At 42.1% G+C, this 14,294-nt stretch carries 9 protein-coding genes; all 9 read left to right on the top strand.

The features are described from left to right. The first annotated feature begins 454 nt into the window (after window positions 1-454). The 9 genes from BCU91_RS12275 to nirD all read left to right on the top strand — a co-directional run bounded on the left by BCU91_RS12275 (window position 455) and on the right by nirD (window position 14,051). Window positions 455-2,716 (top strand): TonB-dependent hemoglobin/transferrin/lactoferrin family receptor, encoded by a 2,262-nt coding sequence (locus BCU91_RS12275; RefSeq protein ID WP_102531572.1) that lies wholly within the window; start codon window positions 455-457, stop codon window positions 2,714-2,716. Between the two features lie 656 nt (window positions 2,717-3,372). Beyond that, window positions 3,373-4,236 carry a protease HtpX gene (gene htpX, locus BCU91_RS12270; RefSeq protein ID WP_102438007.1) on the top strand — a complete coding sequence of 288 codons (864 nt, stop codon included), beginning with the start codon at window positions 3,373-3,375 and terminating at the stop codon, window positions 4,234-4,236. 286 nt (window positions 4,237-4,522) lie between these two features. Next, entirely contained in the window at window positions 4,523-4,858 is a 336-nt protein-coding gene (locus tag BCU91_RS12265; RefSeq protein WP_102438005.1) for a cytochrome c3 family protein, read from the top strand. A gap of 377 nt (window positions 4,859-5,235) precedes the next feature. Next, window positions 5,236-8,040 carry a nitrate reductase gene (locus tag BCU91_RS12260; protein WP_102531571.1) on the top strand — a complete coding sequence of 935 codons (2,805 nt, stop codon included), beginning with the start codon at window positions 5,236-5,238 and terminating at the stop codon, window positions 8,038-8,040. Then, entirely contained in the window at window positions 8,040-8,897 is an 858-nt protein-coding gene (gene cobA / locus BCU91_RS12255; RefSeq protein WP_102438001.1) for a uroporphyrinogen-III C-methyltransferase, read from the top strand. Before BCU91_RS12260 ends, cobA begins: the two co-directional genes overlap by 1 nt. After that, window positions 8,890-10,065 (top strand): glycosyl transferase, encoded by a 1,176-nt coding sequence (locus BCU91_RS12250; RefSeq protein ID WP_102476413.1) that lies wholly within the window; start codon window positions 8,890-8,892, stop codon window positions 10,063-10,065. The genes cobA and BCU91_RS12250 overlap by 8 nt, the downstream gene beginning before the upstream one ends. A 4-nt stretch (window positions 10,066-10,069) precedes the next feature. Further along, window positions 10,070-10,714, top strand: coding sequence for an ANTAR domain-containing protein (locus BCU91_RS12245; protein ID WP_102476412.1), 645 nt, complete (start codon window positions 10,070-10,072; stop codon window positions 10,712-10,714). Window positions 10,715-11,112: 398 nt separating this feature from the next. Further along, window positions 11,113-13,728 carry a nitrite reductase large subunit NirB gene (gene nirB, locus BCU91_RS12240; protein ID WP_102531570.1) on the top strand — a complete coding sequence of 872 codons (2,616 nt, stop codon included), beginning with the start codon at window positions 11,113-11,115 and terminating at the stop codon, window positions 13,726-13,728. Beyond that, on the top strand, window positions 13,725-14,051 hold the full coding sequence (nirD, locus tag BCU91_RS12235; RefSeq protein ID WP_102531569.1) for a nitrite reductase small subunit NirD: 327 nt from the start codon (window positions 13,725-13,727) through the stop codon (window positions 14,049-14,051). The genes nirB and nirD overlap by 4 nt, the downstream gene beginning before the upstream one ends. The last annotated feature ends 243 nt before the right edge of the window (window positions 14,052-14,294 follow it).

Below are 14,294 nucleotides of genomic sequence, written 5' to 3'. Positions count from 1 at the left end.
GGCATCAGGTCAACTCATACCCACCAATGTATAGCGTTCAGTTCGCATGGGAGTATTTATATTATACGATTTTAGATTAGTCGTTTCATCAAGGTAAACTTACCCTTTAAACATGTATTTTGGCTTTTACTGTTCACTCCCCCGCATATTTTTAACATCGCTATGATCTTCTCTTTAAAACCTTATGGAAACCCTACGGCATTGGCCAACCGCTTTGGGTGTTGGGATCTTGAGTTGTTAATGATGCTCAACTGTTAATTATTGTTGGCTTTATTTTGCAGCTAATTAAATATCCGTGACCGCTAACAATGTAAAAATAAGAAAACCCTTAAGTTTGAATATCAACAATGAATATTGAGATCATGATCGCTATGTGAAAATTTGTTCATGCTAGAATCCTGCGCCATTAAAGATGAGATTAATTCCTATTAAGGTTTTTTTAAGGATAGTGTTGATGAAGCAACTTTCGATCAAGTTAATTAGTGCCGCGATTGCCGCGGCATTGTCCCCTCAAGTTATTGCGGATACTGGTGAAATTGTATCGCAAGAAGAAATCAAACAATCTATTTCAAATTTTCATGATGTAATTGTGATTTCTGGTTCTCGTATGGAGCAAACACTTGATCAAGTTGCCGGTTCGGTTGTGGTTATTGATGAAGAATCGATAGCGCGTAATATGAGCACCGACTTTGCTTCATTATTTAGAACAGAAGCTGCCGTTGATGTTAAAGGCGGCGCAGGTAAGCCAAGCTCGGTGACCATTCGTGGTATTGGCGGCAACCGCGTGATGATGGTTAAAGATGGCGTTCGGGTTAATAACCAGTATGCATCGCCATTAGGCCCTGGCGCTGAAGGCACTGGCCGCGGATTAACTGAAGTTGAAGGCTTAAAGCAAGTTGAAGTGTTAAAAACTGCGGCATCGACTATGTATGGCTCCGATGCGTTAGGTGGCGTGATGGTCATGACCACTAAAGATGCGGATGATTACTTACGTGGCAGTGATTATTATTTCTCTGCAAATGGCGGCTACACAGGTATGAACGATGAGTTCAGCGGTGGCTTTACTAGCGCATTTGCAGCAGGTGATTTTGATAACCTAGTCAGTTATCAACGTCGTAGTGGTGAAGAGCAGCAAAACTACTACAACACATTACCAGATAGTGACTTAGTCACTGACAGCTTATTACTAAAAAGTAAGTATCACTTTAATGATGATACTAACCTGCAGTTAACCGTTGATTACATGAATCAACAGCTTGACCGCTGGGAAAAATATGCTGATAAAGGTGACATGGGTGAGTCAATTGATTATGACCGCCAAACTCAAGCGTTAAATACCTCATTACGTTTACGCTCAACGAAAGACCGTATCATTCATGACAATGTTGATTTCGTACTCTATTACGGTAAAACCGACCAAAGTGAAAAACGTGACTACTTTAATGGTATCAGTGGCGCAGACCGAGCAATAACGCAGCACCGTGATTACCAGTTTGATGAATACCGTTTTGGTTTTGCCAGTACTTTTAGTAAGGCATTGTCACTACCCGGTCATGACCACAATATCATTTATGGTGTAGATGTAGAGCAGTCGGAAATGAGTCGCCCTCGTGATTACCAAGATATCGATAAAAATGGTAATTCTACGCCATCGGAAACCGATACCTTCTCATTTGCCGATACTAAAAGTTTACGTGCCGGACTATTTATACAAGATGACATGACCTTTTTAGACGGCAAACTAAACGGTATTGTGGGGCTGCGTTACGATTATTTCAAGAACACCCCTGATCAACAACAAGCTGAAGATGCCGGCCGTGATCCTGAAGATTTTGCCGCGATGAGTGATGGCTTTTGGTCGCCTAAACTTGGCCTTGTATATCACATGACTGAAAACGTGAATGTGTATGCGCAATATGCTTACGGTTACAAAATGCCAACCCCAGATCAGAAATGGGGTGAGTTAGAAGTCAAAGATGGCGCTATGCCATTTCCGGTTATTATTCAGGCTAACTACGACCTAGAGTCTGAATCAAGTAACACCATTGAAGTGGGTGTTCGCGGTGATCATGGCGACACTCAATACGAATTCACCACTTTCTATACTCAGGCTGATAATTACATCGATTGGGAATTTGTAGGGATGAATTTCCCATGTGATATACCATTATTCTGCCCTATGCCAGAGTCACTAAATTATCGTTATATCAACTATGATGAAGTCACGCTTTATGGCGCTGAAATGTCTATGAGTCATTGGTTTACTGATGAATTTGAACTGTGGGGTAATATTGCTTACACCCACGGCGAAGATCAAAATGGTGATTACCTTAATTCTGTTAGTCCGTTAAAAGGTAATTTAGGGGCAAATTATTATACTTACCTGGGTAATACCGAAGCTGACTTTGGCTTAACCATGCGTTTTGCTGATCAGATGGACCGTACGACCAATTTAGATATTTTTCCAGGTATGGATACATTTAATCAGGTCTATAACACAGCAGGTTACGCAGTGTTTGATTTGACGGCTAATTTCCATGTGAATGATAACTGGACGGTACGCGCTGGCGTATTTAACCTGTTTGACAAAGAATATATCGAATATTCTGATGTAGCGGGTCAGTCAAAATTCTTAATGGACATCATGGATGTTACCGAAGAGACTTATTCTCAACCAGGTCGCTACTTTAACGTTAAACTGAGCTACACTTTTTAATGAATTAGAGTCAGTTTACTGAATGAGTTCACTGGATTGAGTGATAAAGAAAGCGTTAAATTCTTATGGGATTTAACGCTTTTTTATTGGCTGATACTCTTATGTAGACATGAGTGCTCCACTCACTTAAATGGGTATTTATAAGTTGACGGCATGCTGATTAATGTCAATGACCGGGAAGCCCCATTATGAATGAATAGCCATTAGCTAAACTTAACAGTTAACTCACTCGCAGCGTTCAAGGTAAGGTTATGAATAAAAGGGATACTGGGCTGAATGAGGGTTATAAATTGCTAACTAATTAAATTAGTTATTGTTCTGCTCCTTAGTGACGATATTAACAAAGATTAATCGCCATCTATCCGCTAAACACTAGGCTTTCTAGCAAATGCTGGTTAGATTTAAGTTTCGATTAATACTAGCTGCCTAGACTCTGCCCGCTACTAAGTTAAGCATTTAGCTGAGGTTAGGCTTAGTATGGTATTTTTAACTAATCTGTCATTTTATGTCAGTTTTTTCTATTAGACGCTTGAAATATCTTTTTTAGGACATATTATGTCGTTAAGTGTTTAATAATATTTTTGCGTTCAAGTCAGCTTGAGCATTGAGCTCAGGCGTTGAGTTTATGTCGGCATGAATGCCAGTTAGGAGTTGTAATGTTACGTATCGGTTTACTAATCGCCACCAACTTAGCCATTTTGCTAGTTGCTTCGATTGTGATGTCTCTGCTTGGTGTAAGCACATCAAGCATGAGTGGTTTATTAATTTTTGCTGCTATGTTTGGTTTTGGCGGCGCATTTATCAGTTTAGCTATCTCTAAGTGGATGGCGAAGAAAACCATGGGTTGTGAAGTTATTACAAACCCTCGTGATAATACTGAACGTTGGTTAGTTGACACCGTTGCTCGTCAAGCGCAGCAAGCTGGGATTAAAATGCCAGAAGTGGCAATTTACCAATCTGAAGAGATGAACGCATTTGCAACGGGCCCAAGTAAAGATAACGCGCTAGTTGCTGTGAGTTCAGGCTTACTTTACGGTATGACCCAAGATGAAATCGAAGGCGTACTGGCTCACGAAGTTAGCCACGTGGCTAACGGTGACATGGTCACCTTGACCCTTATTCAAGGTGTCGTGAATACCTTCGTTATTTTTGCCGCTCGTGTTGTTGCAGGTATTGTGAATAACTTCGTTGCGAGTAATGATGAAGAGGGTGAAGGTCTTGGTATGTTTGCATACATGGCTGTGGTTTTCGTACTTGACATGTTATTTGGTATTTTAGCGTCTATGGTTGTGGCTTACTTCTCTCGTATTCGTGAGTTTAAAGCCGATGAAGGTGCGGCCAAGCTTGCTGGCAAAGATAAGATGATTGCGGCATTAGAGCGTTTAAAAACTGGCCCAGAAACGGGTGCAATGCCAGCGCAAATGTCAGCATTAGGTATTAACGGTAAACGTTCAATGACTGACTTTTTAATGAGCCATCCACCACTAGAAAAACGTATTAGCGCCCTTAGAAATAGTTAATAATGTGATCTTGGTTATAAAAGGAGCTTAATAGCTCCTTTTTTATTGCTTCCCTTTTTATTTTAACTCGTTAATATAACCTTCTTTTCAAGGTGATACATTATGTAACGCTTTTTAGGTGTCAGAGATGATGATTGAATTTTGCCGCTGACTATTTAGTGTTGCTAAATTAACCAGTGTTAGCTAAGTTTATAACTGAGCCTAAAAAAGTCGTTCTGAAAATTGATATCGATTAAAGGTCTCTCTATTAGAGCCTTTTTGACTATCGTAACTGGAGGGTATAATAGTGAGCAATAAAATACTTGTAGCAATGTTTGCAGCAGCTTTAGCTGTAGTAACTTTGTCATCAAATGCATTCGCTGCAGATGAAGTTTTAGCTGATTTCCACGCTGAAATGGGTGGCTGTGAAAGTTGTCATGCTGATGGCGAGCCATCTGCTGACGGTGAGCATGAGTTCGCGCAGTGTCAAGACTGTCACGGAACACTTGCGGAAATGGATGAAAACCATGCGCCACATGATGGCATGTTAATGTGTCAAGACTGTCACGCACCACATGACATGAATGTTGGTGAAAAACCGACTTGTGATAGCTGCCATGATGATGGCCGCGTTGCTAAATAACTGATGATTATTTAGCTTTAAGCAAAGTTTAAAAGCGCTGAAATTCAGCGCTTTTTTATTGCCCCAGTTTTGCTGTTTATAAATAACTTTTATATTTCCGCCGACATTAGCTCAAAGAATAATTCCACATGAATATTCAATTCATGGCTTAGCATTTATCACACTACCTATACGGTATACCTCTAAAGTGGTATTAATTTTCTTTTGTTTTCAACGACATGTGCGTTATTGGTGCGGCTTGGTGCACTTTTGTTGAACAAAAGTAGCGATTTTAAATTTGCCTTATTTGTAAACGGTTTGTAAATCATTAAGTTAGCAATTGGCACGAGATTTGCGACGTTATTGTCATTGAATTTGAGTCAGTGAAGGGAAGTTGCATGTCTAATATCCAATCTAGTTGTGCTTATTGCGGCGTCGGCTGCGGAATAAGTGTAACCCCTAGCAGTCTTAACGACATTGGATTTGAGCTTGAAGGTGATCGTACTCACCCAGCTAATAAAGGTCAGTTATGTGCCAAAGGTGAGCGTTTATTAGAAAGCTTAGTCCAGCCAAATAGTTTACGTTATCCCAAATATAAGTCTGGTAAGTCAGTTGCTTGGCCTGAAGCTATCACGACAATTGCTGACACCTTTAAACAAACTATTGCGCAATATGGACCAGACTCAGTTGCATTTTATTTATCAGGGCAACTTTTAACTGAAGATTACTATGTGGCTAATAAATTGGCCAAAGGCTTTATTGGCACGGCGAATGTTGATACCAATTCACGCCTTTGTATGTCTTCTGCTGTAAGTGCGCACATGCGCGCATATGGAGAGGATGTTGTAGCGGGTTGTTATGACGATTTTGAACAGGCACAAGTAATAGTACTCGTGGGTTCAAACGCAGCGTGGACCCATCCGGTTTTATTTCAGCGGATGATTAAAGCCCGCCAGCGTTATGGCACTAAAATTGTCGTAATTGACCCAGCTAAAACTGCTACGGCAAGCCAAGCAGACTTACATCTTCAAATCGCGCCGGGGACAGATACGTTATTATTTAATGGCTTACTGAATTTCATTGCCAAAAATGAAGCGTTAAATCAGCCATATATTGATGCGCACACTGAAAACTTCACTCAAACCTTAGCACACGTTGCCAGTCAAGCCACTGATGTTGAAACACTTGCCCAAGCGTTATTAGTGCCTATTGCTCAGTTGCAGGATTTCTATCAGTTATTTATCTCTCACGCAAAAGTCATGACAGCTAGCTGCCAAGGGGTAAACCAATCTATTGCAGGCACTGACACTAGCAATGCGATAATCAATTGTCACTTAGCTCTTGGTCAGGTTGGTAAGGAAGGTTGTGGTTTCTTTTCACTTACAGGCCAACCGAATGCCATGGGTGGGCGTGAAGTGGGCGGTTTAGCGACACAACTTGCTTGTCATATGGGGTTTTCTGAGCCGGAGCGTCAAGTGTTAGGAGATTTTTGGCAGTCTGAGGTGATCGCGACTGATAAGGGTCTCACAGCCGTTGAATTATTTGATGCTATGGCAGATGGAACAATTAAAGCGGTGTGGATTATGGGCACTAATCCAGTGGTGTCATTGCCTAATACTGCAAAAATAACTGCGGCATTAGAAACCTGTCCTTTTGTGGTGGTGTCTGAGATAACACAAGACTCTGCGACTGCGCAATTAGCCGATGTGTTATTACCTGCACAGGGTTGGTCTGAAAAATGTGGCACTGTCACTAACAGTGAGCGAGTGATTAGCCGCCAACGTGGCTTTATACAAGCTAAAGGCACTGCAAAAGCTGATTGGTGGGCCTTGGCAGAAGTCGCAAAAGCGATGGGTTTTGAACAAAGTTTTAGCTTTAAAAACAGTGCTGCCGTTTTTAAAGAATTTGCCCAGTTATCTAAGCTTGTAAAGCAATCTTTTCCAGGCAAGCAGTTTGATTTAAGCGGTTTGGCTGATTTAACGGATGAGCAATATGATGAGTTACTACCGACGCAGTGGCCTGCTGCTAACCATGGTGCCATAGGGGGCAATAAGCAAAGATTGTTTGCCGATGGCATATTCGCCACCGCATCATCAAAAGCGCAATTTATTGAAACCACTGCAGATTGCCAAATAGCCCCTTTGCCAGCTGGGCAAGTACGCTTAAACAGTGGTCGCAGCCGAGATCAATGGCACACCATGACCCGCACAGGTCATATTGCGGCGCTTAGAGCCAGTATCCCAGAGCCTGTTATTGCTGTTCATCCTTCGACTTTAGCGCAATTAAAATTAATTGAAGACGACTTGGTAACTTTTGCTGCCCCCAATTTATCAATAACCAATTTTGCCGTGGCAAGAGTGGTTGCAGATGACTCCCAAGCGCCAGACTTGGGGTTTATGTCAATGCATTGGTCTGAGCAGTTCTCGTTAGGTAAGGGCGTTAATACCCCACTTGATAGTCAGTTTGACCCTTACTCAAAACAGCCAGCGTTTAAATGCCAACCCGTGTCGTTAACTAAAGTTGCTGTGACATTGCAAGGGATCGTTTTTGGTCTGCATGATCCACACATGCAAGGCCTGAACTGGAATGTTCAGCAAACATTAACCACTGGCAGTTGTTATCACATCGGTTTTGAAAATACAGATGCAGCATTTGCTTATCAGTCAACGGTACACGCTTTAAAATGGACAATTTCCCTTGCTAGTCAGCAAATTATCCATGTGCATTGCAATATCAGTAACGGCTTGTTGGTATCACTGAAACTGTTAAGTCGCACAAAGGTCGCTGTTTCCCTTGAAGCGATGAATTTGCTTATTGGTCAAACAGTAGATGTTGCATTAATGCGTCAATTACATCAGCTGATTAAAGCTGGTAACAGCCCACTAATTTGTGCCTGTACCGGTGTCACACAAGCCAATATTGAATATGCCATGCTGCAAAAACTTGATAATGCAGTATTCAGTAAACGTGCTTTAGCATCTGATTTTACTAGCGCCACAGCGATTAACACTGATATCACACAAGCAGATTTTGATAAGGCGTTAGATGAAACCCAAACAGAGCTAGGCTGCGGCAGACAATGTGGTAGCTGCCACAGTGAAGTGGGTCAATGTGCCAATGATATTTGGCATATTGCTTTAGCTGAGATAACGACTGAGTTGTCAGAGCAAGAACGTAAATCAGCCCAAGAGGAGGTGGCGTAATGAGTCATACATTGAATAAGCTAATTAACTTTAATAGCGCAGCCGCTAATAATGATTTGATTTCGGGTGATGTCGAAATTGTCGGTGCAGGTTGCGGGCAATTAGATTTAATGACCATTAAAGCCGCCAGAATAGTGTCTCAAGCTGAGGCGCTGGTTTATGACAGCTTGGTCAGCAGCGATATTCTTTCATTAGTCTCTGCAGATTGTCAGCGCCACTTTGTGGGTAAACGTTGTGGTCAGCCAAGTTATAAGCAAGATGATATAAACGCTTTACTAGCAAAGCTTGCCACACAAGGACTCAAAGTTGTACGTTTAAAAGGTGGCGATCCGCATATTTTTGGGCGCGGGGCTGAAGAGTCTCTGTATCTTGCTAAATTAGGGATCGCTAGCCGATTTACCCCTGGTATTACAGCAGCTTTAGGCTGCGCCTCAACCACAGGTATTCCGCTAACGTACCGCGGCATGGCTCGTTCAGTCACGTTAGTCACTGGTACCCGCATTACAAATGATGGGCTAGATCAGGCTCCAACTCATTGGAAAGGCTTATTAGAAGCACAATCTACCTTAGTTTTTTACATGGGCAAGGAGCAAGCAGCAGCAATTTCAGCAGGACTTATGTCTGTTAAAGCTGAGGCAAACTTACCCGTGGCACTTGTCACCAATGGCGGCAGACCTAATCAGTTAATCACTTATGCCAATGTTAGCAATATGGCCAAGCAAGCGACATTAATTAAAGACAGTGGCCCAACCTTAATCATCATTGGTGAAGTGGTTGCAGTGGGTCAAGAATTAGCTGGCTTATTGTCTGATATAAAAGCCAAGCCAACAGATTTTGTGGAGGTGGCTTATGGTTGAGCAACAAACGCAAGATATGCTTAATGCCGCTGATTTTGATAGCCGTAAGCTCATCAAAGCAATGGGCAAAGGGGTTAAAGGTAGCCGCAGTTTGAATTTTGCTGAAGCTGCTTACTTGATTAAAGGTTTTGCAAGTGGTGACATTTCTACTGCGCAAATGGCGGCAGCGATGATGCTTATGCGAGTGCGAGGTGAGTCAGTTGAAGAACTTGCTGGTGTAGCGTCTGGGCTAAAGCAGTTGGTTTCTTCTCAGTGGAAAACTATTAAAGCAGATATTGATTGGCCGGTATATGCCGGTAAGCGCGAGCAGTTACCTTGGTTATTATTAGCGGCAAAAATGCTGGCTAAACAAGGTAAAACCATTGTATTACATGGAGATAGTCAATCATTACCTCATCGTCGTCATGTTGAATCATATATTGCGGCTTTAGATATTCCTAAATGTGACAACGCCGAAACTGCCGCAGAAATGTTAGCGAAAACAGGGCTGATTTACCTTAACAGCGCAGATGTTATTCCAGTATTAAATGATTGCCGCGCTTTACATCAAGAGTTGGGTTTACGAAGTTTTATTCAAATGTCTGTTCGCTGCGTTAACCCGTGTAATGCAGCATTTAGCCTACGCAGTTATTTTCATCCTGGATTAGATAAATTGCATCATCAAGTGGCAGCGCTTTTGGCAAAGGATAGCTGCCAAAGAGAAGCGGCAGATATTGCTATTTTTAAAGGCCTGCAGGGGGAGACAGAAATCAACCCTCGTGTCAGTACTCGGGTAGGTTTACTGCGTTTTAATGGCCAACATGAAGCTAACTTTGCAGAGATTAATCTGCCTACCCAACTTGAGGCATTTGTGGGGGCAAAGCTTGGTCAAGCTGATTTGTCTGCTGCTGTACTGGCGCAACTTTGGCGGGCTGAAGACATTGCTGAGGCCGATTTATCAACGGCACAATTACAGCAAGCGATAGCCAGTGTCACCGCCACGATAGCGCTGGTAAATGTGCTATGTAATAAAGGATTAGCTATTAATGATGCCTTAGAACATGCCAAAAAAGTCTGGTTTGAGCGAAATAAATATGTCATTCAAGACTCAAATGTCATGGGGTCGTCCCTTTGGCAACATATTGAAAATAACGTTATTCCGTCAACTCGTCATGCAGTAAGGAGTTAAGCATATGGTTAATTATATCTATTGTGACCCATCATTTAATAACAATGCATTGCTGACAGATTATAAAATCCAACTAAATCAGTTTCAGGCATGTGTAGAAGTAACAAGCCTCAGCCAACTAGAACAAAATGTGCTTAAAGGAAACGGATCATGTTTAGTATTTCTAACCAATGAGTTACAACCCTTGCAGCAAGCATTTATTGAGCGTTTGTTATCGAATACGGCTTTACCCATTATTGTGAATGCTCAGCATTGGGATGAAAATCATCTAGCCAGTTTGTTACTTTGTGGCAGGGTGACTTTCGTACCCGAGCAGCTGTCAGCAAAACGCTTAAGCTCTTTAGTTAACCTAGCAAAAATTCGCTTTGATAATGCTTCAAATATGCTCGAAAAAGTGAAGCAATTAGATGAGAAATGTGTCGCGATGAAGCTGGTGTCAAAAGCCAAGTCGTTACTGCAATTGCAGGGTATTAGCGAAAAAGTAGCGCATGAATTGATCCAAAAACAGGCTATGAGCAAGGGGGTAACCGTAGCTGAAATGGCAAAAAGTATCATTGCAGCGGCAAAACAAATTGAAGCAAATCAAAGAGGGACGAACCGAATGCAACAATTTGGTGCGAGTGCGCCTGTGGTGACCAGTATAGCCTAGTATCTTTTCAGGCTAATATATTATTTTGTATATTTACAATGACTTACGATTTTATGTTTGTTGGCATAGTCAATGCTTAGTATTTGCTAGATCGTGTGAGCAATTAAGTTGTGTGAAGCATTAGCTGGCATTAATAAATCGCTGTGTAAATAAATAACCGTGGAAATAAAGAGTTTAGGTCAAGCGTTATCATCATGACAAACTGTAGCTTGAATCTCTAACTTCTAAATGCAATGGCGCGTGCACGTAATCGTCGTTAATCGAGACGCTATAACAGTGTAGTTTAAACAGTTTATAGTTAAAATTTGAAGGCTTTTGGCAATGGCGCCAGCTCTGTTAACCCAGAGGCTGGCGCTTTTTTGTTTTTAGGGCTTCAACAAAAATTCAAGGAGCCTTCTATGGCAAATGCAAAATCCAAGCTGGTAGTAATAGGTAATGGCATGGTGGGTCATCACTTTATCGAGCAATTATGTAGTCAAGGGTTGCAGCAGCAATTTGATATTGAAGTGTTTGGTGAAGAGCCCCGACCTGCATACGATAGGGTGCAACTGTCAAAATATTTTGAAACCGGTAGTGCCGATGAATTGATGCTAACTAGCGCTGAGGATTATCAAGATTGGGGGGTAAAGTTGCACCTTGATAGCCGAATTACCGTGCTAGATACCGCCAATAAAACCGTGACCACAGAAGCGGGCATAACGACAGCCTATGACAGTTTAGTCCTTGCAACAGGATCTTATCCATTTGTCCCACCTATTGCTGGTAACGATAGAGAAAGCTGTGTGGTGTACCGCACCATAGAAGATTTACAAGACATTGAAGCTGCGGCGAAAAAATCTAAAGTTGGCGTGGTAGTCGGTGGCGGCTTATTAGGCCTTGAAGCGGCAAATGCATTAATGGCCCTTGGCGTAACAACTCATGTTGTTGAATTTGCACCACAGTTAATGCCAGTACAATTAAATGATAAAGCGGGTGACTTACTAAAAAGTAAAATTAATGACTTAGGTGTATCAGTACATACCTCTAAAGCCACCACCGCCATTATCGATGGTGAGAGCGCACAGCACCGCATGACATTCAACGATGATAGTTTTCTTGAAACTGACATGATTGTGTTTTCTGCCGGTATTCGACCTCAAGATGCATTAGCGAGAAGCAGCGGTATGCAAATGGGTGATCGCGGCGGCATTGCAATTGATGATAACTGCTTAACCTCAGCTCCCGATGTTTATGCCATCGGTGAATGTGCATTATGGCAAAACCGCATTTTTGGCCTAGTTGCCCCAGGTTATCAAATGGCGCGAGTCGCTGTGTCGCATTTAGCGGCAGGAGTTGCTAAGGCGCCTGCGCCATCATTGGCATTTACTGGTGCGGATATGAGCACCAAACTCAAGCTATTAGGTGTTGATGTTGCCGCTATTGGTGAAAGCCGCGGTTTCGACAATGCGCAATTTGTGGAGTTATCTGACAATCAATCAGGCATATATAAAAAGCTGTGGTTAGATGAGTCGGGTCAATATCTTAAAGGCGCAGTATTAGTGGGCGATAACAGTGATTATGCCCGTTTACTGGATTTGTATTTATCGCAAGATGCAATTGAAGGCAATGCGGTTGAATTATTAATGACGGGTGATGAAACGGCGCTTGAATTAAAAGACAGCTCAATAGTTTGTTCTTGTCATCAAGTGACTAAGGCTGATATCGCCACTTCAGTGACCAAAGGCAATCATACCATTGCTGAAATCAAGACCTGCACCCGAGCCGCATCTGGCTGTGGTGGTTGCGCGCCATTGGTGAAGAAAATCATGGATGAAGCGCTCGTAGCAGAAGGGGTTGAGTGCAATACTGGCATTTGTGAGCATTTTGAACAGGATAGACAGTCTTTGTATCACTTGTGCCAAGTTGAAAACATTACTGACTTTGAGACGTTAATTACTCGCCATGGTAAACACGCTGGTACCAATGCTGGGTCGACGTTTGGTTGTGACATTTGTAAGCCCGCAGCAGGGTCAATTTTTGCTTCATTGCAGAATAAATATGTTTTAAACCAAGAGAGCAGTCATGTTCAGTTGCAAGATACTAACGATGCCTATCTTGGCAATATACAAAAAGATGGTACTTACTCTGTGGTGCCGCGAATTGCAGGTGGTGAAATTACCCCTGATGGTTTAATTGCCATTGGCGCCGTAGCCAAAGAATATGACTTATACACCAAAATCACTGGTGGTCAGCGAATCGACTTATTTGGCGCAAAATTATCAGAGTTACCGAGTATTTGGGGCCAATTAATTGCTGCCGGGTTTGAAACCGGTCATGCCTACGGTAAATCGCTGCGTACGGTTAAATCTTGTGTGGGTAGTACTTGGTGTCGTTATGGTGTTCAAGACTCTGTGTCTACAGCCATTGATTTAGAGAACCGCTATAAAGGCTTACGTGCGCCCCATAAAATTAAGTTTGCAGTCTCGGGTTGTACTCGAGAATGCGCAGAAGCCCAAAGCAAAGATATTGGTGTTATCGCAACCGATAAAGGTTGGAACTTATATGTTGCTGGGAATGGCGGTATGCGCCCACGTCATGGTGATTTATTTGCTACCGATTTAGATACCGATACCTTAGTCAAATATATCGACAGAGTTCTGATGTTTTATATAAAAACCGCTGATAAATTACAACGCACTTCAGTGTGGATGGAGTCGCTTGAAGGTGGTTTAGCATATCTACAGTCGGTGGTGATACAAGATAGTTTAGGCCTTGCTGCAGAGCTTGATAGTCAAATGGCCAAAGTGGTCGCGGCTTATCAATGTGAGTGGAAAACCAGTCTTGAAAAACCTGAATATCTTGCCCGTTTTAATGAGTTCGTTAACCCTGATGCTCAGCCTGAAGGTGAAACACACCTGTATCATCGCGCCCGTCAGCAGCGTTTTCCTGCTATGTCGTCTACCGGTGCAGGAAACATTGCGATTAAAGAAATTGAATCAGAATTAGAATCAGAAATTGCGGAGGAGTTGGTATGAGTTGGGTGAATGTATGTAATGAGTCAAGCTTACCTCAAGGCACGGGGATTGCGGCGTGGGTTGCAGGTAAAGCCGTCGCCATTTTTGATTTAGGTAAACACGGTTTGTTTGCCATTGATAATATCGATCCGGCGACAGGGGTAAGTTTGCTTGCTCGCGGCTTGATTTGTGACGTTGAAGGTCAGTTATGTGTGGCTTCTCCATTATATAAGCAACATTACAACTTAGTGACTGGCGTGTGTATTGAAAATGAAGCGATGGTGGCTCCACCCTATGAAATTAAAAAGGAAGCTGGCCAAGTATTAATACTGGCTAAATCATAGGGGCATATTATAAGCGTTTGAAGCATTTAATTACTTTTTATGCAAACACGAGTAACACTCATCAGCGTTAACTCACTTTAGGGTCGGTAGTGCTGTTGAGTTTACGCTATTCATAAATGATAAGACTAATATTTTTAATTATTTCTATGTTTTTCAATCCGCAAAGAAATTATAAATGTCGGGGATTACAAATAATGCTGGTAATTATTAATTAAGCATTTTTTACACTGTTCACTAATAACT

The sequence above is a fragment of the Shewanella sp. 10N.286.52.B9 genome (assembly GCF_002873635.1).
GTDB lineage: Bacteria > Pseudomonadota > Gammaproteobacteria > Enterobacterales > Shewanellaceae > Shewanella.
Note: the sequence above shows the minus strand (reverse complement) of the source record. Positions and strands in the feature narration are given on the sequence as shown.